Raw genomic sequence first — 19,973 nt, forward strand, 5'->3', positions numbered from 1 at the left:
ACTATATAGTCCGTCTTAACTGAGGCATGGCCCTGGCGGATTTTCGCGAGAGGCAGCCCCCGAGCTTCTATAAAAACAACAATCGGAGATCGACCCCATGAGCCAGGAACTGCGGCTTATTCGGCGCATCACGCTGAAACTGATTCCCTTCCTGATCCTGCTGTACCTGGTCGCCTATGTGGACCGCTCGGCAGTGGGCTTTGCCAAGTTGCACATGGGCGCCGACGTCGGTATCGGTGACGCCGCGTATGGTTTGGGCGCGGGGCTGTTCTTCATTGGCTACTTCCTGTTCGAGATCCCCAGCAACCTGATGCTCGACCGCTTCGGTGCCCGGCGCTGGTTTGCCCGCATCATGCTCACGTGGGGCGCCATCACCATCGGCATGGCATTCGTGCAGGGCCCCCACAGCTTCTATGTGATGCGCTTTTTGCTCGGTGCGGCGGAAGCCGGGTTCTTTCCGGGCGTTCTCTACTACATCACCCAATGGTTTCCGGTGCGCCATCGCGGCAAGATTCTCGGGCTGTTCATCCTGTCCCAACCCATCGCGATGATGATCACCGGCCCGGTGTCCGGCGGCTTGCTGGGCATGGACGGCATTCTTGGACTGCACGGCTGGCAGTGGCTGTTTATCGTGATCGGCACCCCGGCGCTGCTGCTCACCTGGCCGGTGCTGCGCTACCTGCCGGACGGTCCCAAACAGGTCAAGTGGATGAGCGAGGACGAAAAGACCTGGCTCACCGGCGAACTCAATAAAGACCTGCAAGCCTACGGCCAGACCCGCCACGGCAACCCACTGCATGCGCTGAAAGACACGCGCGTGTTGTTGCTGGCGCTGTTCTACCTGCCGGTGACCTTGAGCATTTATGGGCTTGGGCTGTGGTTGCCGACGTTGATCAAGCAGTTCGGCGGCAGTGACCTGGTCACCGGGTTCATCTCCGCGGTGCCGTACATCTTCGGCATCATCGGCCTGCTGATCATCCCGCGCAGTTCCGACCGTTTGAACGACCGCTACGGCCACCTCGCCGTGCTCTATGTGCTTGGCGCCATCGGCCTGTTCCTCAGCGCCTGGCTGAGTGTGCCGGTGCTGCAAATGGCCGCGCTGTGCCTGGCGGCGTTTGCGCTGTTTTCCTGCACGGCGGTGTTCTGGACCTTGCCGGGCCGGTTCTTTGCCGGTGCGAGTGCGGCGGCGGGCATTGCGCTGATCAATTCGGTGGGCAACCTCGGCGGCTACATCGGCCCGTTTGTGATTGGTGCACTCAAGGAATACACCGGCACCCTGGCTTCCGGTTTGTACTTCCTGAGCGGGGTGATGGTGTTCGGGCTGGTGCTGACCGGCGTGGTCTATCGCCTGCTGGAGCGCAAGCACGTGCTGCCTGTCGACCAATTCGCCGCCAGCGCGCGTGGCGCCACACGTACTTAATCGAGGAGTCACTTCATGCGTTTAGTTCAGTTCGAGTTACGTAACGGCGAGCGCCGCGTCGGCGTGGTGGAAGGCCGCACATTGCGCGAAGTGCAGAGCGCCCGCAGCGTGCGCGAGTTGGCGCTGGCCGCTATCGAAGCCGGCGAGGGCCTGGCGCAACAGGTCAAGCGCCTGGGCCTGGGTGACAGCTACGACTACGCGGCCCTGTTGGCCGACCTGAAAATCCTGCCGCCACTCGACCACCCGGACCCTGCGCACATGTTGATCAGCGGCACCGGCCTGACCCACCTGGGCAGTGCTTCGGCGCGAGACAAGATGCACAAGCAAGTCGGTGACGACAGCGCGATGACCGACACCCTGCGCATCTTCAAATGGGGCGTGGAGGGCGGCAAACCCGCCGCCGGCCAAGCGGGCGTACAACCCGAATGGTTCTACAAGGGCGACGGCAGCATCGTCGTGCGCCCGGGCGCAGCATTCCCGGTGCCGCCGTTTGCCGAAGATGCCGGCGAAGAGCCGGAGATCGGCGGCCTCTACGTGATCGGCCACGACGGCAAGCCTTATCGCCTTGGCTTCGCCGTAGGCAACGAGTTTTCCGACCATGTGATGGAGCGCAAGAACTACCTGTACCTGGCTCACTCCAAACTGCGCAGTTGCAGCTATGGCCCCGAATTGCGCGTGGGCGAGTTGCCCCAGCACCTGGCGGGCACCAGCCGCATCCTGCGCGACGGCGAAGTGATCTGGCAGAACGAATTCCTCAGTGGCGAGGCCAACATGTGCCACAGCCTGGAAAACCTCGAATACCACCACTTCAAATACCGCCAGTTCCTCACGCCGGGCGATGTGCATATTCACTTCTTCGGCACCGCCACCTTGTCATTCGCGGACGGTATACGTACCCAGCCGGGGGATGTGTTCGAGATCAGCCAAGCCGAATTTGGCGCGCCGTTGATCAACACAGTCGGTAAGGCAGACGCGGTGTTCGAACCCGGCAATGTCATCAGCCTTTAAGGAGAACAACATGACTTCGTTCCTCGGCCACAACTACATCGGCGGCCAGCGCAGTGCCAAGGGCAGTGTCACGCTCAACAGCGTCGACGCCAGTACCGGCGAATCCTTGCCCCAGGCCTTCTATCAGGCCACGCCCGAGGAGGTCGACGCCGCCGCCCGGGCCGCCGCCGCCGCTTACCCGGCGTACCGCACGTTGAGTGCCTCACGTCGCGCGCAATTCCTGGACGCAGTGGCCGACGAGCTGGAGGCGCTGGGTGATGATTTCATTGAGTTGGTCTGCCGCGAAACCGCATTGCCGGCTGCGCGTATCAAAGGCGAGCGCGGGCGTACCAGCGGGCAGATGCGTTTGTTTGCCACGGTGTTGCGCCGTGGTGACTTCTACGGCGCACGTATCGACAACGCCTTGCCCGACCGCCAGCCGCTGCCGCGCCCGGACCTGCGCCAATACCGCATCGGCCTCGGCCCGGTCGCAGTGTTTGGCGCGAGCAATTTCCCCTTGGCATTTTCCACGGCGGGTGGCGACACCGCTGCCGCGCTGGCGGCGGGTTGCCCGGTGGTGTTCAAGGCCCACAGCGGGCATATGGCGACCGCCGAGCGCGTTGCCGATGCGATCATTCGGGCGGCCGAGGCCACCGAGATGCCGGCGGGGGTATTCAACATGATCTTCGGCGGCGGCGTCGGCGAAGCGCTGGTCAAGCACCCGGCGATCCAGGCGGTGGGTTTTACCGGCTCGCTCAAGGGCGGTCGCGCGCTGTGTGATATGGCGGCGGCCCGCCCGCAGCCGATCCCGGTGTTTGCCGAGATGTCGAGCATCAACCCGGTGATTGTCTTGCCCCAGGCGTTGCAGGCTCGCGCGGAAACAGTCGCCCGCGACCTGACCGCGTCGGTGGTGCAGGGCTGTGGTCAGTTTTGCACCAACCCCGGCCTGGTGATCGGCATCGCCTCGCCGCAGTTCACAGCATTCACCCAGCAAGTGGCACAACTGATCGGCGATCAACCGGCGCAAACCATGCTCAACGCCGGCACCTTGAGCAGCTACGGCAAGGGCTTGGAAAAACTGCTCGCACACCCTGGTATTCAGCACCTGGCGGGTAATGCCCAAACTGGCAATCAGGCGCAGCCGCAGGTGTTCAAGGCCGATGTGCGTTTGCTGATCGACGGCGATGAAGTGCTGCAGGAGGAAGTGTTTGGCCCGACCACCGTATTTGTCGAAGTGGCCGACCAGGCCCAACTCAGCAAGGCTTTGCACGGCCTGCATGGGCAACTGACGGCGACGATTATCGGCGAGCCCACTGACTTTGCGCAGTTCGCTGAACTGACGCCGCTGTTGGAACAAAAGGTCGGCCGCATCCTGCTTAACGGTTACCCAACCGGTGTTGAAGTGTGCGATTCGATGGTCCACGGTGGCCCATACCCGGCGACCTCCGATGCCCGTGGCACCTCGGTCGGTACCCTGGCCATCGACCGTTTCCTGCGCCCGGTGTGCTTCCAGAATTACCCTGATAGCCTGTTGCCCGACGCGTTGAAAAACGCCAACCCGTTGCGTATTCAGCGGCTGGTGGACGGCACGCCTTCCCGCGACCCGCTGTAACACGTACCTGAGAACCCTGCTCCAGGAGGCAACATGCCGTGTACCGCAGTCACCCCGCACCGTGCGCAGTTGGGCGAAGGCCCGTTCTGGGACGTGCCGACCCAGGCGCTGTATTGGGTCAATATCGCCGGCAAACAGGCGCTGCGCCTGATGGGCGGGCAATTGCAGGTCTGGCAGTTGCCGGAGCATGTTTCGGCATTCATCCCGTGTGAAAGCGGCGATGCGCTGGTGACGTTGAGCAGCGGCGTGTATCGCCTGAACCTGGCAACCGAGGCCTTGACCCTGCTCTGTGTCGCCGACCCGCAACCCGGCAACCGGGGCAACGAAGCGCGCTGTGATGCTCAAGGCCGACTGTGGCTGGGCACCATGCAGAACAACATCGGCGAGCAAGGTGAGGACCTGCCCATCACGCGGCGTTCCGGTGGCCTGTTTCGCATTGATGCCGACGCGCAGGTAACGCCGTTGCTGCATGGCCTGGGCATTCCTAACACCTTGCTGTGGAACGAGGACGGCACCCAGGTGCATTTCGGCGACAGCATGGACGGCACGTTGTATCGGCATTCGATCCAGGCGGATGGCCAACTCGATCCGGCACAGGTGTGGTTCGGTCCACATGCTCGTGGCGGCCCGGACGGCTCGGCGATGGACCGCGAGGGCTATATCTGGAATGCGCGCTGGGACGGCAGTTGCCTGCTGCGCCTGACGCCCGAAGGTGAGGTGGACCGCATCCTCGAACTGCCTGTCAGCCGGCCCACCAGTTGCGTGTTTGGTGGCCCCGACCTCACCACGCTGTATATCACCAGCGCCGCCAGCCCCTTGGACCATCCGCTGGATGGCGCGGTATTGGCCATCGAGGTCGATGTGCCAGGCAAACCCTGTCACCGCTTTGCCGGTTAAACCCAAGACTTGAAAAACAACAACAAGGAGTCACCCCTATGAATCGTCGTCGTGGTATCCGTTCCCTGTGCTGTGCCGCTGTCGCGGTGTCGGCCCTGAGCTTGAGTGGCCTGTTGCTGGCTGCTGAAGAAGTGAAGATTGGTTTCCTGGTCAAGCAGGCCGAAGAGCCCTGGTTCCAGACCGAATGGGCCTTCGCTGAAAAAGCCGGCAAGGAGCATGGTTTCACCGTGATCAAGATCGCCGTGCCCGATGGCGAGAAAACCCTGTCGGCCATCGACAGCCTGGCTGCCAACGGCGCCAAGGGCTTTGTGATCTGCCCGCCTGACGTGTCCCTCGGGCCTGCCATCGTTGCCAAGGCCAAGGCCAACGGCCTGAAAGTGATTGCGGTGGATGATCGCTTCGTCGACGCCAAGGGCAACTTCATGGAAGACGTGCCGTACCTGGGCATGGCGGCCTTCGAAGTCGGCCAGAAGCAGGGCGCCGCGATGGCGGCTGAGGCGAAAAAACGCGGCTGGGACTGGAAGGAAACCTACGCGGTGATCAACACCTTCAACGAACTCGACACCGGTAAAAAACGCACCGACGGCTCGGTCAAATCCCTGGAAGACGCCGGCATTCCCAAGGACCACATCCTGTTCACCGCCGCCAAGACCCTCGACGTACCGGGCAGCATGGACGCCACCAATTCGGCGTTGGTCAAACTGCCCAGTGGCGCCAAGAACCTGATCATCGGCGGCATGAACGACAACACCGTGCTGGGCGGCGTACGCGCCACCGAAAGTGCCGGCTTTGCCGCGGCCAATGTGATTGGCATCGGCATCAATGGCACCGACGCCATCGGCGAATTGAAGAAACCCAACAGCGGCTTCTTCGGCTCGATGCTGCCGAGCCCGCACATCGAGGGCTACAACACCGCGAAGATGATGTTCGACTGGGTTACCACCGGCAAGGAACCGCCGAAGTACACCGCCATGGACGAAGTCACGCTGATCACCCGCGAGAACTTCAAGCAGGAGCTGGAAAAAATCGGTTTGTGGAACTGATGCATTTCCTCGGCGGCCCCGGCAGCGGGGCCGCCTGATCCGTGTGACGAGGTGGTTATGCACGCGCAAGTACAGACACACAACGTCGCTGCCCGGTTGTGCTTTAACGGCATCGGAAAAACCTTTCCCGGGGTCAAGGCGCTGGACGGCATCAGCTTCACCGCCTACCCGGGACAGGTGCACGCCTTGATGGGCGAAAACGGCGCAGGCAAGTCGACGCTGCTGAAGATTCTCGGCGGGGCCTATGTGCCCAGCAGCGGCACGTTGCAGATTGGCGAGCAGGTAATGGCGTTCAAATCCGCCGCCGACAGCATCGCCTGCGGCGTCGCGGTGATTCACCAGGAATTGCACCTGGTACCGGAAATGACGGTTGCCGAGAACCTGTTTCTGGGGCATTTGCCGTCACGCTTTGGGGTAGTCAATCGCGGCCTTTTGCGCAAGCAGGCATTGGCGTGCCTGAAAGGCCTGGCCGATGAAATCGACCCTGAGGAAAAACTCGGTCGCCTGTCCCTCGGCCAGCGTCAACTGGTGGAAATCGCCAAGGCGCTGTCCCGTGGCGCGCGCGTGATTGCTTTCGATGAGCCGACCAGCAGCTTGTCGGCACGGGAAATCGATCGGTTGATGGCGATCATCACGCGCCTGCGTGACGAGGGCAAAGTGGTGCTCTACGTGTCGCACCGCATGGAGGAAGTGTTCCGTATCTGCAACGCCGTCACGGTGTTCAAGGACGGCCGCTACGTGCGCACCTTTGACGACATGAACGCGTTGACCCATGACCAGTTGGTGACCTGCATGGTCGGTCGCGATATTCAGGATATCTACGACTACCGTGCGCGCGAACATGGCGAGGTCGCGCTCAAGGTTGAGGCGCTGCTGGGCCCGGGCTTGCGTGAGCCAGTGAGCTTTGAGGTGCGCAAGGGCGAGATTCTTGGCCTGTTCGGGCTGGTGGGCGCGGGGCGTACCGAGCTGTTTCGGCTGCTCAGCGGGCTGGAGCGCGCCAGCGCCGGCCACCTGCAACTCTGTGGGCAACCACTGCAGTTGCGCTCACCGCGCGATGCCATCGCAGCCGGTGTGCTGCTGTGCCCGGAAGACCGCAAGAAGGAGGGCATCATCCCGCTCGCCAGCGTCGCGGAAAACATCAATATCAGCGCACGCGGTGCCCACTCTGCGTTCGGTTGGCTGTTGCGCGAGGGCTGGGAAAAGGGCAATGCCGACCAGCAGATCAGCGCCATGAAAGTCAAAACCCCGAACGCGGCGCAGAAAATCATGTACCTGTCCGGCGGCAATCAGCAAAAGGCCATTTTGGGCCGCTGGTTGTCGATGCCCATGAAGGTCTTACTGCTCGACGAGCCGACCCGTGGCATCGACATCGGTGCCAAGGCCGAGATCTACCAGATCATCCACCACCTCGCGGCGCAGGACATTGCGGTGATTGTGGTGTCCAGCGACCTGATGGAAGTCATGGGCATTTCCGACCGCATCCTGGTGCTGTGCGAAGGCGCCCTGCGCGGCGAACAACGCCGTGAACACGCCACTGAATCCAACTTGCTGCAGCTGGCCTTGCCACGCGGCCCGGCGAACTGAGAGATGACGATGACAACCCAACACAACGCGTTGCCCACGGCACGCAAACCCCTCGATGTGCGTGCGCTGCTCGATAACTGGGCAATGTTGCTGGCGGCGATAGGGATCTTTGTCCTGTGCGCCTTGCTGATCGACAACTTCCTCTCGCCGCTGAACATGCGTGGGCTGGGCCTGGCAATTTCCACGGTCGGTATCGCCGCCTGCACCATGCTGTTTTGCCTGGCGTCGGGGCATTTCGACTTGTCGGTGGGCTCGGTGATTGCCTGCGCCGGGGTCGTGGCGGCCATCGTGATGCGCGATACCGACAGCGTGATGCTGGGCATTGGCGCAGCGCTACTGATGGGGCTGATCGTCGGCCTGATCAACGGCATCGTGATCGCCAAGCTGCGGGTCAATGCGTTGATTACCACCCTGGCAACCATGCAGATCGTGCGCGGCCTGGCCTATATCTTTGCCAACGGCAAGGCTGTGGGGGTGTCCCAGGAGCAGTTTTTCATCTTCGGCAACGGCCAGTTGCTGGGGGTGCCGGTGCCGATCCTGATCACCATCGTGTGTTTCCTGTTTTTCGGCTGGCTGCTCAACTACACCACCTATGGGCGCAACACCATGGCCATCGGCGGCAACCCGGAAGCGGCGTTGCTGGCCGGGGTGAATGTGGACCGCACCAAGATCCTGATCTTTGCCATGCATGGCGTGATTGGTGCGCTGGCGGGGGTAATCCTGGCTTCACGCATGACCTCCGGCCAGCCGATGATTGGCCAGGGTTTCGAGCTGACGGTGATTTCCGCCTGCGTGCTCGGCGGGGTGTCGTTGAGTGGCGGGGTGGGCATGATTCGCCACGTGATTGCGGGGGTGTTGATCCTGGCGATTATCGAGAATGCGATGAACCTGAAGAACATCGACACCTTTTACCAGTATGTGATTCGCGGTTCGATCCTGCTGTTGGCCGTGGTCATCGACCGCATGAAACAACGCGGATAGCCCGGTTCTGTGAAGGTCAAAAGTGTGGGAGCGGGCAAGCCCGCTCCCAGCGTTTACTTGGCGGTGAACTTCAGGATGGTGTTTTGGCTGTAGGTCTGGCCCGGGTTCAGGCGTGTCGACGCAAACTTCGGCTGGTTAGGCGCATCCGGAAAGTGCTGGGTCTCCAGGGTGAAACCGCTCCAGTGCTGGTAAGTCTTGCCGGCCTTGCCCTTGACCGTGCCGTCGAGGAAGTTGCTGGTATAAAACTGCACGCCAGGCTCGGTGGTGTAGAGCTGTAAATGCCGGCCAGACGCTGGGTCGTGTACTTCAGCGGCGAGTTTTTTGATATCGCCCTGGGTGTCCAGCGCCCAGTTGAAGTCAAACCCGCCCTGTTTCGGCTCGGCGAATTTGAGCTGCGGATGGTCGTCCTTGATGTGCTGGCCGATCGGCGTGGGTTTGAGGAAGTCCATCGGCGTGCCCTTGACCGGCGCCAGTTCGCCGGTAGGGATCAAGGTGGCATTCACCGGCGTGTAGTGGCTGGCGTGCAAGGTCGCGACGTGCTTGAGGATGTCGCCGTTACCCGCGCCGGCGAGGTTGAAGTAACTGTGGTTGGTGAGGTTGAGCACCGTGGGTTTGTCGGTGGTGGCCGTGTAATCGATGTGCAGTTCGTTGTTGTCGTTGAGGCTGTACGTGACCTCGGTTTTCAGGTTGCCGGGGAAGCCCATCTCGCCGTCCTTGGACAGGTAGGTGAGGGTCACGCCGACCGAGTCCTTGCCCTTGACTGGCTTGGCTTGCCACACGTGCTTGTCGAAACCCTGTGCGCCGCCATGCAGCGAGTTGGGGCCGTCGTTGAGCGGTACCTGATAGCGCTTGCCGTCGAGTTCGAAGGCGCCGCCCGCGAGGCGGTTGCCAAAGCGCCCGATGGTCGCGCCAAAAAATGCGCTGCCGGCCTGGTAACCCTGTACATCGTCAAAACCGAGCACCACGTCCTCGGCCTTGCCGTTTTTATCCGGTACTTTCAGCGACTGCAACACGCCGCCGTAGGTGATGACCGTGGCTTGCATGCCATGGCTGTTGCGCAACACGTACTGTTCGACGGCGGTGCCGTCATTGGTTTTGCCGAAGGGTTTTTGCTCGCTGGTGAGGCCTGCGGCCTGGACACCGCCGCTGGCAATCATCATGGAAAGGGCAAGGCCGGAAAGCAGGTGACGAGGGTGCTTCATGGTCGAACTTCCTTTTGTTGTTTTCAGTGGAATAGTTCTACTAATGTGCGATATTTTGTCGATGGAACAGCAGATTTATAGCCTTTTACTGCCTTTTTGCAAAATAAAATAAGACTAATTGAGTGAGGCAATCGTTATATGAATATTCCGCAGGCTGTGTATCCCGACCTCAAGGGTAAGACCGTGCTGGTCTCTGGAGGTGCCTCGGGCATTGGCGAATTCATGGTCCGGGCCTTCGCCGCGCAGGGCGCCAGGGTGGGCTTTGTGGACCGCGCGCAAAGCCAGGGCGAGCGATTGGCGGCGTTATTAAGTTCCCAGGGGCACACCGTGCAATTCGTGCAGTGCGACATCACCGATGAAATCGCCTTTCAGGCAGCGATAGAGCGTTTCGAACACTCGCTCGGCCCCATCACCGTGCTGGTCAACAACGCCGCCAATGATGTGCGCCACACTCTGGAAGAAGTTGATTCGGCCATGTTCGACAGGTTGATCGCGGTCAACCTCAAGCACGCCTTCTTCGCCGCCAAGGCGGTGGTGCCGATGATGAAAAACGCCGGCGGCGGGGCAATCATCAATTTGGGTTCGGTCGGCTGGATGATGGCCTCTGCGGGCTACCCGGTATACGCGGCCAGCAAGGCCGCCGCCCATGGCATGACGCGGGCGCTGGCACGGGAGCTGGGCCCCAGCCGCATCCGGGTCAACACCCTGGTGCCCGGCTGGGTCATGACGGAAAAACAACTGGCGATGTGGGTAGACGACGCGGCCCGGGAGCTGATCAGCCGCAGCCAGTGCCTGCCGGGCAGTGTGCTGCCGGAACACATCGCCAATATGGCGTTGTTTCTCGCCTCCGATGTGTCGGCGATGTGTTCGGCGCAGAACTTTATTGTGGATGGCGGTTGGGTGTAGATCCGTTATTCGATCGGGTAGTTGCGAAAGGCCGGATGTTGCTCGAGCCGACTGGCATGGCGTTGCAGGTTGGGAAACGTATCGACCTCGAGCACCGTCGGCAGTTTGAGCTGGGTGAACGACCAGGCGACAGCGGCGGTCAGTGCAGCCTGGGTCAACGGTTCGTCGGTGGGTTGGGCGAGGTGTTTTTCCAGCAGCGAATAGGCCGCCACCAACTGCCCGGTCACGCGCTCGATCCACGGCTCGTGCAGTTTCTCCGCTGGGCGCAGGTGGTGTTCATAGACGATCTGCACGGTTTTCTCACACGCTGCCAGGGCCAACCCGAGCACTTGCAGCGCGTGGGCGCGTGCCTCGGCGTGTTGGGGCAAGAGCTTCTTGTCGGCCGGCGCGAGGGCTTCGAAATAGTCCAGGATCAGGCTGGAATCCATCAGCACCGTGCCATCCTCCAGCACCAGGCTGGGCGCCTTGACCACCGGGTTGATCCGTGCGAATTCGTTGAAGGTGCTGAACACGGACAAGGGTTCATGCACAAAGTCTACGCCGTACAACTCCAGGGAAATTGCCACGCGGCGAACGTAAGGCGAATCCAGCATACCGACCAGTTTCATGCAGCCTCCATTGCTATCAGGATCATTGGCTCAAGAGAGTAAGGGCGCTTGATCGGCGTGCGCAATGGCCTGACGCAACTGCCCATAGGCGCTCACCAATTGCTCCAGGCTGAACGCCAGGTTGCGCCCACTGGGGTTGGGCAATACCCATACCGATGCATCGCCCAATAATTGCGCTTGCAAGCCCCAGGCTATCTCGCGCTGGCCAGACAGCGCGCTGTAACCGGCCTTGCCGAGAAATGCCACGACGCGTGGCCGGTAGTGGCGGATTTTCTGCTCAAACGCTGCCGCCGCTTCCTTGAATTCATGCCGTGCCAACTCGCTCGCACTCGCCGTCGGGCGCTCCACGACAGTGGTCAAGCCGCAGTGGTAGTGCAGCAAGGTGTGACCGTCCTCGGGAAGTATTTCATGGGGCGTGAAACCGGCCAGGTGCAGGGTGCGCCAGAAGCGGTTGCTGCGGTTGGCAAAGTGCTGGCCGACCGCGGCAGAACCCTTGCCGGGGTTGATCCCGCAAAACACGACGGTCAGGTGCTCGGCAAGGATGTCTTCGAGTCGTTCGCTCATGTCGGGTCTGCCTGTAAATGGGTCAGCAGCCATTCGGTAAAGCGCCGCGCCTGCGGGGCATATTCGCTGTCACGATGGGTCAGCAGCGCCCAGTTTGGGCCACGAATGGTGGCATCTACCAATGGCGTGAGCAAGCCATCTGGCTGAGCAATTGGCTGATGGCCTAGGCACCGGCATCATGACCGAAAGCAGTTTGATCAACCGCAACCGCAACCCTGGCTGGAGCAAGGTTATCAATGCGATTGCAGCGGGCGGTGGTGGTATCCACTGCGTGACAAGCCATCAGCCGATGGCTTAGACGTCCTTGGCCAACAGGGGCTGGCACACTCGGCGGAGGCGATAACGTCCAGGCCCGGTGCAGTTCACGCAGGCGCACCTGCAAAACCCGCAATTACGCGCTAATGTGGGCCTGATCAAGGCGCTGGGTGGCGGCTGGAACGTGGCCCGATTGGCTGCGTCGAACCGTATTGAAACCAAGGAGAATTAAGCATGACCGATTACGTACCCCCGAAGGTGTGGACCTGGGACACCGAAAGTGGCGGCACCTTCGCCAGCATCAACCGGCCCATTGCCGGTGCGACCCATGACAAGGCATTGCCGGTCGGCAAGCACCCGCTGCAACTGTATTCCCTGGCCACGCCCAATGGGCAGAAGGTCACCATCCTGCTGGAAGAACTGTTGGCCCTGGGGCATACCGGTGCGGAATACGACGCCTGGCTGATCAAGATCGGCGATGGTGACCAGTTCGGCAGCGGGTTTGTTGCGGTCAACCCGAACTCCAAGATCCCGGCATTGATGGACCATAGCGCTGACACACCGATTCGGGTGTTTGAGTCTGGTGCGATCCTGCAATACCTGGCGGAGAAGTTCGGGGCGTTTTTCCCGACTGAGCCTGCGGCCCGTGCTGAGTGCCTGTCGTGGCTGTTCTGGCAGATGGGCAGCGCGCCGTATCTGGGCGGGGGCTTCGGGCATTTCTATGCGTATGCCCCGAGCAAGATGGAGTACCCGATCAATCGGTTTGCGATGGAAACCAAGCGCCAGTTGGATGTGCTGGATCAACGCCTGGCGGTGAGTGAGTACATTGCCGGGGATGAATACACCATCGCCGATATTGCGATTTGGCCCTGGTACGGTGGCTTGGTTAAAGGCCGCTTGTATGGGGCGGCAGAATTCCTTTCGGTGCAGGATTACACGCATGTGCTGCGTTGGGCTGAAGCGATTGAAGCGCGACCGGCGGTGCAGCGCGGGCGCAGGGTGAATCGGGTTTCCGGGGAACTTGCGGAGCAGTTGCCGGAGCGGCATGCCGCAAGCGACTTGGACTGATTGCAGTCACCCTGGCGGCCTTCGGGCCGTCCTTTGCGATTGCCAGGGCGTATGGCCGACCAGCTCGGAGCGCTGGCCGACCGCACACCTGCGGCTTAGCTCAATGCGTCTTAACTTAACAGCCCGGTGCTGACTGCGACGATCAGGAAGATCCCCAGCAGCGCGCGGTAGATCACGAACGGCCAGGTGGAGAACCGCTCCAGGAACTTCATCAGGCCCCAGATCGCGAAGAACGCCGAGACGCTGGCAACCACCAGGCCGAAGATCAAGTGCGACCAGGCGTGAGCGGGCAGGTCGGCGTGCAGCAGCACCCACAGCTCTTTCAAACCGGCGAGGGCGATGGCCGGCAAGCCCAGCAGGAAGGAAAAGCGCGCGGCTTCTTCACGTTTGAAGTTGAGGAACAGTGCGGCGGTCAGCGTGGAGCCCGAACGCGAGACACCGGGAATCAGCGCGCCAATCTGTGCAATGCCGACAATCAGTGCATCGCGCAGGCGCATTTCGCTCATGTCCCGCGTGTGGCGTGCCCGCACTTCGGCGACTGCCAGCAACACCGCCATGACGACACAGGAAATGCCGATCACCATCAGGCCGCGCAACGGCGAGTTGCAGGTGTTGAGGGTCGAGGACAAGGCCAGCCCGGCAATCCCGATCGGGATGGTCGCCAAAACAATCGCCACCGCCAGCTTGAACCACCGGTCGTTGTAGTCACCCCGGCGCACCGCGCTGATGCTACCCGTGGTCACCTGGCGCACATCGCGCCAGAAGTAACTGACCACCGCTGCCAGCGCCGCCAACTGCATCGCAGCCGAAAACGCCGAGCCCGGGTCTTGCCAGCCGAGCAGGGCAGGCACCACGCGCATGTGGGCAGTGGACGACACGGGCAACAGTTCGGTAATGCCCTGGATCACGCCCAGGATGAAGATCTGCAGGTAATCCAGGGAAGCAAAACCCACATCCAGGCCGGCGGAACAGACGTTTGTCAAAGTACATGTCCTTGAAAAAATAGGGGAGAGCGAGCAAAGTTTATTCTAAATGTTTCAGGATTTTGGACGGGCCCCGACAAATCCGCAATCGGTTCAGCAAACAGAAAGGTTAGGCAATGTATTGGCCTGCCGCCGTGTTTTGTGAACAATGGCGCCCTGCTTTTTCTGACCGAGAGCCTCATGCCTGAAACCACCGTCGAATTGATCCAGACCGGCCCCGAAGCGTCTGAGCTGATCCGCAATCTTTACCAGTACTACGCCTACGAGTCGTCGGACTGGGAGCAGGAAGATGTGGAGGCGGACGGCCGTTTCTACATCCATGACGAGCACCTGACGCGCTATTGGCAGGACCCGCTATGGAGCGCCAATCTGCTGCTGGTCGATGGGTATATCGCCGGCTTCCTGTTGATCGAAGGCAGCGAACTGCCCGGCATCAATGCCCTGGAACTGGCTGACCTGTTCATCCTCAAGCGCTATCGCCGCAAAGGCATCGGCCGCGCCATCGCGACCCAGGTGTTGAGCAGCGGCCAGAACAATTGGCTGGTGCGTTTTTACGATCAGGATGAAGTGTCCCAGGCGTTCTGGCGCGCCGTGCTGGACGACCTGCCACGCCCGGCGCAGACCATTGAGCTGGATGATGACCCGCAGTTGGTGAATTACTTGATTACGCGGGCGGCGCTGCATTGAACGCTTGCTGCATCGCCTGAGGCGGCTGCCCGAACGCGCGCAGAAACGCCTGGCGCATACGCTCGCGATCACCGAAGCCGGTTTCGCGGGCCACCACTTCGACCGGGTGACGGCTGGTTTCCATCATTGCCCGGGCGGCTTCCACGCGCAGCGATTCGATGGCCTTGGCGGGTGTTTGCCCGGTTTCTTCGCGAAACACTCGGCTGAACTGGCGCGGGCTGAGCCGGGCCACATCGGCCAGGGCCTCCACTGACAGGTCGTGGGTCAGGTTTTCGCGGGCATAGGCCAATGCCAGTTGCACGCGGTCTGACTTGGGGTCCAGTTCCAACAAGGCCGACAATTGGGATTGCTCACTGCCTCGACGTTGGGCAATCACCAGTTTGCGCGCAATACGCCGGGCGAGGTCGCTGCCCAGGTCGGCTTCTACCATCGCCAGTGCCAGGTCCACGCCGGCGCTCATGCCGGCGCCCGTCCATACCTGGCCGTCGACCACGAACAACTTGTCTTCTTCCAGGTGAATATCCGGGTAGCGTTTGCGAAATGCGGGCGCGTGAATCCAGTGGGTGGTGGTGCGCTTGCCTTCCAGCAGGCCCGCTTCGGCCAGCACGAAGATGCCCATGCACAAGGAGGCGACCCGCCGTGATTGAGCGGAGGCGGCCTTTACCAGTTCCAGCAGGTTGGCCTCCGGCAGACGAAACTCCAGATAGCCGCTGACAATCAGCGTGTCATAGCCCTGCGGCCGGATGGGCGTGGTATTCACCGAAAAGCCCTGGGACGTCATGACGGCACCGCCGCTCTCCGAAACCAGGTGGAACTCATAGGCCGACTCACCCCTCAGCAGGTTCGCGCACTCGAACACCGAACCCAGGCTGAGGCTCAGGGACTGGAAGTTCGGGTAAACCATCAGCGCAACGCTGTGCATCGTCATTCTCCAAGGGGGCGGGAGAGCGGATTGTCGGCGGGTGTCGGCGAAACGGCAACCGACTTTGCGTCATGTCCGGAATCCTTGCGGATATGACATTGTTGAAGTTTTTCTCGACGCCTAACATTCCCTCAACGAACTAGACGACTGGTCTAATCGGACGGGAAGAACAATGAATAACGACACTAAAAGTACAAGGCAGGCAATCCTGGATACGGCGCAATTAATTGTCGGCCGCAAAGGGTTTTCTGCGGTGGGTTTGAACGAAATACTTCAAGCCGCTGAAGTACCGAAAGGCTCGTTTTATCACTACTTCAACTCTAAAGATGCCTTCGGTGTTGTCTTGCTGGATACCTACTTCGATCACTATGTGAAGGGCATTGAGCAACTGTTCCAACAACCCGAACTGTCCGGCTGCGCCAAATTGATGCGCTATTGGCAAACCTGGGTCGACAACCAGACCGGCTGCACCGATGCGGGCAAATGCCTTGCCGTCAAACTCGGTGCCGAGGTGTCAGACCTTTCAGAGCCCATGCGTTTGGCCCTGGATCGAGGCACCGCACGTACGATTGCTTTGCTTGCGCAAGCCTTGCTGCAAGGCGTCGAAGACGGCTCGCTGACGGTTCAGCAACCCCCGCAACGCCTGGCCCAACGCCTGTATGCGCTGTGGTTGGGGACCAGCGTGATGAGCAAGATCACCCGAACATCCGCGCCGTTTGACGAGGCGCTGCTTTTGACCCGACACCTGTTGGGTTGCCCTGCACACACCGACGCTTACACCTACTGAAACCCATCGATCGAGGCACTGGAAAATGAAAGTATTAATGGTACTGACCTCTCACGACCAGCTTGGCGATACCGGCCGTAAAACCGGCTTCTGGCTTGAAGAGTTTGCGGCTCCCTATTACACCTTCAAGGACGCCGGGGCCGAGCTGGTGCTGGCCTCCCCAGCGGGCGGCCAACCACCGCTGGACCCAGTCAGCGACCAGCCTGACGCGCAGACCGAGCAAACCCGACGTTTCGCCGCTGACCCGGCTGCGCAGCAGGCCCTGGCCAACACCGTCAAGCTGGACACGGTCAACGCCGATGACTTCGACACCGTGTTTTACCCAGGTGGGCACGGGCCGCTGTGGGACCTGGCGGAATCGAGCACGTCCATCGCGCTGATCGAGTCCTTCGAGCGTGCCGGCAAGCCCATCGGCTTTGTCTGCCATGCGCCCGGCGCACTGCGTCACGTCAAGGCCGTCAATGGCGAGCCGTTGGTCAAGGGCCGTCGCGTTACCGGCTTCTCCAACGCTGAAGAGGCTGCGGTGGGCCTGACCGATGTGGTGCCGTTCCTGATCGAAGATGATTTCAAGGCACTCGGCGGCCACTATGAAAAGGGCGCCGATTGGCAATCCTTTGTACTTGAAGATGGTTTGCTGGTGACCGGGCAGAACCCTGCCAGTTCCAGTGATGTGGCTAAAGCACTGCTGAAACTCACCGCATAACTTAATTAAAACGCTTCATTCATTGACGGCTCTCAAGAGCCGTCAATGCGTTAGCGCGCCTTGAATTTGGAAGTTCTTAGATGACGAGTAGTTTGAATACCCCAATAAAACTGGGTCACCACACCTTGAACAACCGCGTTGTGCTGCCGCCGTTGACGCGCCAGCGCAGTGCCCAACCGGGTGATATCGCGACCGACTTGATGGCCGAGTATTACCGCCAGCGCGCCACCGCCGGTTTCATGGTCAGCGAAGGCACGCAGATCGAGCCGCGCGGCCAGGGTTACGCCTGGACGCCCGGTATCTACAGCCCGGCGCAGATCGACGGCTGGCGCAAAGTGACTGACGCGGTACACGCCGACGGTGGGGTGATCTTCGCCCAGCTGTGGCATGTCGGCCGCGTGTCCCACAACGCGCTGCAGCCAGAAGGCGCCGCACCGGTCGCGCCGTCGGCTATTGCAGCAGAGCAAGCAAAGGCCTTTATCGAAACCGGGCCTGGGGTTGGCGAGCTGAAACAGCCGCCTGTGCCGCGCGCCTTAAGCGTGCTCGAGATCGAGGAGTTGGTGGGGCATTACGCCCAGGCCGCGCGCAATGCGTTGGACGCCGGGTTTGACGGGGTGGAAATCCACGCGGCGAATGGTTACCTGGTCAACCAGTTCATCTCGGCCCACGCCAACCAGCGTGATGATGAATACGGCGGCTCGCTGCACAACCGCCTGCGCTTTTTGCGCGAGATCGTCGAAGCCGTGACGGCCGTCGTCGGGCCGGAGCGTCTTGGTGTGCGTTTTTCACCGTTGTTCAGCGGCACCGACCAGGACCGCGTGTATATCGGCCTGGTGGAAGAAGACCCGCATCACACCTACATCGAAGCGATCAAGGTGCTGGAAGCGTCGGGCATTGCCTACGTGTCCATCGCTGAAGCCGATTGGGACAACGCGCCTGACCTGCCTGAAACCTTCCGCCAAGCGGTACGCAGCACCTTCAGTGGCCGGATCATCTACGCCGGGCGTTACACCGCTGAACGCGGTGCAACACTGGTGGAAGCCGGGCTGGCAGACCTGATTGCATTCGGACGCCCGTTCATTGCCAACCCGGATTTGCCGCAGCGGCTGTTTAACGGCTGGCCGCTGAACCCGCTGCGCGCCGAGGGCATGTACGGCGGTTCGGAGCAGGGCTACATCGATTACCCGGTGTACGCCGAGTAATCACTCCACCCGCAACACAATCTTGCCAATGTGGTCGCCGCCTTCCATCCGCGCATGGGCCTGGGCGGCGTCGGTGTATTCGTACACTTTGTCGATGATCGGCAGGCATCGCCCGGCGGACAGCACCGGCCACACGTATTCGCGCAGTTGTTCGGCAATCGCGGCCTTTTCGTCCTGGGTGCGTGCGCGCAGCAGCGAGCCGGTGATGACGGCGCGTTTGCCGAGGATGGTCAGCAGGTCGACGTCATTGGCCTTGCCGCCGCCGAGGAAACCCAGCATCACCAGGTGCCCGTCCATGGCCAGGGCCTTGAGGTTGTTGTTGAGGTACGAGGCTCCCATGATGTCCAGGATCACGTTCACGCCTTTGTCGCCGGTCTTCTGTGCGATGACCTCGGCGAAGTCCTGCTCGCGGTAATTGATTGGCTCTGCGCCCAGCTTGGCAATCGCCGCGCATTTGTCGGCACTGCCGGCGGTGGCAAATGCCTGAATCCCGTACTCGCGGCAGAGCATCAGCGCGGTGGTGCCGATGCCGCTGGTGCCACCGTGGATCAGCACGCTCTGGCCGGTGTGCGCATCGCCAAGGCCGAACAGGTTGGCCCAGACGGTGAAAAAGGTTTCCGGCACGGCAGCGGCTTGAATCCAGTCCATACCCTCGGGGATCGGCAGGGCCTGGCTCGCAGGCACGGCGCAAAACTGCGCATAGCCACCGCCGTTGGTCAGGGCGCAGACCTTGTCGCCCACGCTGTAGTCGGTCACGCCGTCGCCCAGTGCGACCACTTCACCGGCCACTTCCAGGCCGGGGATCGGGTTCATGCCGGGTTTCATCGGGTACTTGCCGGCGCGCTGCAGGGCGTCAGGGCGATTGACCCCGGCGGCATGCACGCGAATCAGGATTTCACCAGCGCCTGCCACGGGCACGTCGGCTCGGCGTGGTTGCAGGACTTCCGGGCCGCCGGGGGCGGTGATTTCGATCAGGGTCATTTCTTTGGGCAGGGTCATCGTGCAATTCCTTTAACCGGGAGCGTATGGAGTGGGACCACAGTACGCGAGCGTTGATTCAACCGGAACGCTGTCATGTCAGCACATGCCTGCAAGTCTACCGGCGTCTGTGCCGACACAATCGCACCGGCTCCGGCGCACAGGCGCCGGGGGATTCTACGGGGACAGGCATTTATGAACGAATCAAAGTACCAGGCTCTGGGGCTGTTGTTTCTGCGCGTCAGCGGCGCGGTGTTTCTGATGTGGGTACATGGTTTGCCCAAGCTGCTGCACTACAGCGACCAATTGGCGTTGATCGAAGACCCGTTTCACCTCGGCGCCCACGTCACGCTGTGCCTGGCGATTGTTGCCGAAGTGCTGTGCCCGCTGCTGATCATCGTCGGTGTGCGGGTGCGCCTGGCGTGCTTGCCGATCCTGGCCGTGCTGTGGGTGGCCTTGCTGGTGGTGCATCCGCAATGGACTTTGTTTGAGGGGCAGTTTGGCTGGCTGCTACTTATTATCTTCACCAGCATTCTGATCGCAGGACCGGGTCGGTTGGCGCTCAGCCAGCGGTATGCCTGAAT

General features: G+C 61.3%; 21 protein-coding genes and 1 pseudogene. 15 read left to right on the top strand and 7 right to left on the bottom strand.

Annotated elements, in window-relative coordinates; translation table 11 throughout:
• Positions 1 to 97 precede the first annotated feature (97 nt).
• Genes ACLBW8_RS16260 through araH form a run of 7 tightly spaced genes read left to right on the top strand, consistent with a single transcriptional unit; the run spans position 98 to position 8,524 of the window.
• Positions 98 to 1,420: an MFS transporter gene (locus tag ACLBW8_RS16260; protein WP_064452819.1), complete on the top strand. Its 1,323-nt coding sequence runs from the start codon at positions 98 to 100 to the stop codon at positions 1,418 to 1,420.
• A 15-nt stretch (positions 1,421 to 1,435) separates the two neighbouring features.
• Entirely contained in the window at positions 1,436 to 2,428 is a 993-nt protein-coding gene (araD1, locus tag ACLBW8_RS16265) for an AraD1 family protein (RefSeq protein WP_064452818.1), read from the top strand.
• 10 nt (positions 2,429 to 2,438) lie between these two features.
• Positions 2,439 to 4,019: an aldehyde dehydrogenase (NADP(+)) gene (locus tag ACLBW8_RS16270; protein WP_447805825.1), complete on the top strand. Its 1,581-nt coding sequence runs from the start codon at positions 2,439 to 2,441 to the stop codon at positions 4,017 to 4,019.
• Positions 4,020 to 4,052: 33 nt separating this feature from the next.
• On the top strand, positions 4,053 to 4,916 hold the full coding sequence (locus ACLBW8_RS16275) for an SMP-30/gluconolactonase/LRE family protein (RefSeq protein ID WP_447805826.1): 864 nt from the start codon (positions 4,053 to 4,055) through the stop codon (positions 4,914 to 4,916).
• Positions 4,917 to 4,954: 38 nt separating this feature from the next.
• Entirely contained in the window at positions 4,955 to 5,959 is a 1,005-nt protein-coding gene (locus ACLBW8_RS16280; RefSeq protein ID WP_064452815.1) for a substrate-binding domain-containing protein, read from the top strand.
• 57 nt (positions 5,960 to 6,016) lie between these two features.
• Entirely contained in the window at positions 6,017 to 7,543 is a 1,527-nt protein-coding gene (gene araG, locus ACLBW8_RS16285; protein WP_447805827.1) for an L-arabinose ABC transporter ATP-binding protein AraG, read from the top strand.
• 9 nt (positions 7,544 to 7,552) lie between these two features.
• Positions 7,553 to 8,524 (top strand): L-arabinose ABC transporter permease AraH, encoded by a 972-nt coding sequence (araH, locus tag ACLBW8_RS16290; RefSeq protein WP_064452813.1) that lies wholly within the window; start codon positions 7,553 to 7,555, stop codon positions 8,522 to 8,524.
• Positions 8,525 to 8,577: 53 nt separating this feature from the next.
• On the opposite strand, the gene ACLBW8_RS16295 is transcribed toward araH, so the two are convergent.
• A complete protein-coding gene (locus tag ACLBW8_RS16295) occupies positions 8,578 to 9,726 on the bottom strand; it encodes an aldose epimerase family protein (protein WP_447805828.1) in 1,149 nt (382 codons plus the stop codon).
• Positions 9,727 to 9,864: 138 nt separating this feature from the next.
• Here ACLBW8_RS16295 and ACLBW8_RS16300 point away from each other — a divergent pair, with 138 nt between their 5' ends.
• Positions 9,865 to 10,632, top strand: coding sequence for an SDR family NAD(P)-dependent oxidoreductase (locus ACLBW8_RS16300; protein WP_407016809.1), 768 nt, complete (start codon positions 9,865 to 9,867; stop codon positions 10,630 to 10,632).
• Between the two features lie 5 nt (positions 10,633 to 10,637).
• Here ACLBW8_RS16300 and ACLBW8_RS16305 read toward each other — a convergent pair whose 3' ends face one another.
• The 3 genes and pseudogenes from ACLBW8_RS16305 to ACLBW8_RS16315 all read right to left on the bottom strand — a co-directional run.
• The gene (locus ACLBW8_RS16305) at positions 10,638 to 11,240 is read right to left on the bottom strand and encodes a glutathione S-transferase family protein (RefSeq protein WP_447805829.1); all 603 of its coding nucleotides are present in this window, start codon (positions 11,238 to 11,240) and stop codon (positions 10,638 to 10,640) included.
• 30 nt (positions 11,241 to 11,270) lie between these two features.
• Entirely contained in the window at positions 11,271 to 11,804 is a 534-nt protein-coding gene (mug, locus tag ACLBW8_RS16310; RefSeq protein WP_432750639.1) for a G/U mismatch-specific DNA glycosylase, read from the bottom strand.
• Positions 11,801 to 11,953 (bottom strand): annotated as a pseudogene (locus ACLBW8_RS16315) (LysR family transcriptional regulator); the annotation flags it as partial. The gene mug and the pseudogene ACLBW8_RS16315, both read right to left, overlap by 4 nt.
• 206 nt (positions 11,954 to 12,159) lie before the next feature.
• Here ACLBW8_RS16315 and ACLBW8_RS16320 point away from each other — a divergent pair.
• The gene (locus ACLBW8_RS16320; RefSeq protein WP_447805830.1) at positions 12,160 to 12,291 is read left to right on the top strand and encodes a hypothetical protein; all 132 of its coding nucleotides are present in this window, start codon (positions 12,160 to 12,162) and stop codon (positions 12,289 to 12,291) included.
• A 2-nt stretch (positions 12,292 to 12,293) separates the two neighbouring features.
• Positions 12,294 to 13,127 carry a glutathione-dependent disulfide-bond oxidoreductase gene (gene yghU / locus ACLBW8_RS16325; RefSeq protein WP_447805831.1) on the top strand — a complete coding sequence of 278 codons (834 nt, stop codon included), beginning with the start codon at positions 12,294 to 12,296 and terminating at the stop codon, positions 13,125 to 13,127.
• 110 nt (positions 13,128 to 13,237) lie between these two features.
• On the opposite strand, the gene ACLBW8_RS16330 is transcribed toward yghU, so the two are convergent.
• Positions 13,238 to 14,110, bottom strand: a complete 873-nt coding sequence (locus ACLBW8_RS16330) for an undecaprenyl-diphosphate phosphatase (RefSeq protein WP_064452807.1) — start codon at positions 14,108 to 14,110, stop codon at positions 13,238 to 13,240.
• A 180-nt stretch (positions 14,111 to 14,290) separates the two neighbouring features.
• Here ACLBW8_RS16330 and ACLBW8_RS16335 point away from each other — a divergent pair, with 180 nt between their 5' ends.
• Positions 14,291 to 14,797, top strand: coding sequence for a GNAT family N-acetyltransferase (locus ACLBW8_RS16335; RefSeq protein WP_237140851.1), 507 nt, complete (start codon positions 14,291 to 14,293; stop codon positions 14,795 to 14,797).
• Here the strand turns inward: ACLBW8_RS16335 and ACLBW8_RS16340 are convergent.
• Entirely contained in the window at positions 14,775 to 15,719 is a 945-nt protein-coding gene (locus tag ACLBW8_RS16340; RefSeq protein ID WP_064452805.1) for a GlxA family transcriptional regulator, read from the bottom strand. The two genes, ACLBW8_RS16335 and ACLBW8_RS16340, sit on opposite strands and share 23 nt — an antisense overlap.
• 172 nt (positions 15,720 to 15,891) lie before the next feature.
• Here ACLBW8_RS16340 and ACLBW8_RS16345 point away from each other — a divergent pair, with 172 nt between their 5' ends.
• The 3 genes from ACLBW8_RS16345 (at position 15,892) to ACLBW8_RS16355 (ending at position 18,411) form a co-directional block, all read left to right on the top strand.
• Entirely contained in the window at positions 15,892 to 16,506 is a 615-nt protein-coding gene (locus ACLBW8_RS16345) for a TetR/AcrR family transcriptional regulator (RefSeq protein ID WP_447805833.1), read from the top strand.
• A 25-nt stretch (positions 16,507 to 16,531) separates the two neighbouring features.
• The gene (locus ACLBW8_RS16350; RefSeq protein ID WP_128588082.1) at positions 16,532 to 17,209 is read left to right on the top strand and encodes a type 1 glutamine amidotransferase domain-containing protein; all 678 of its coding nucleotides are present in this window, start codon (positions 16,532 to 16,534) and stop codon (positions 17,207 to 17,209) included.
• Positions 17,210 to 17,289: 80 nt separating this feature from the next.
• Entirely contained in the window at positions 17,290 to 18,411 is a 1,122-nt protein-coding gene (locus ACLBW8_RS16355; protein ID WP_447805834.1) for an alkene reductase, read from the top strand.
• Here the strand turns inward: ACLBW8_RS16355 and ACLBW8_RS16360 are convergent, their stop codons facing one another.
• Positions 18,412 to 19,410 carry an NAD(P)H-quinone oxidoreductase gene (locus tag ACLBW8_RS16360; protein WP_447805835.1) on the bottom strand — a complete coding sequence of 333 codons (999 nt, stop codon included), beginning with the start codon at positions 19,408 to 19,410 and terminating at the stop codon, positions 18,412 to 18,414.
• Between the two features lie 174 nt (positions 19,411 to 19,584).
• Here ACLBW8_RS16360 and ACLBW8_RS16365 point away from each other — a divergent pair, with 174 nt between their 5' ends.
• On the top strand, positions 19,585 to 19,971 hold the full coding sequence (locus ACLBW8_RS16365; protein WP_447805836.1) for a DoxX family protein: 387 nt from the start codon (positions 19,585 to 19,587) through the stop codon (positions 19,969 to 19,971).
• Positions 19,972 to 19,973 lie beyond the last annotated feature (2 nt).

The sequence above is a fragment of the Pseudomonas sp. M5A4_2d genome, assembly GCF_053345295.1.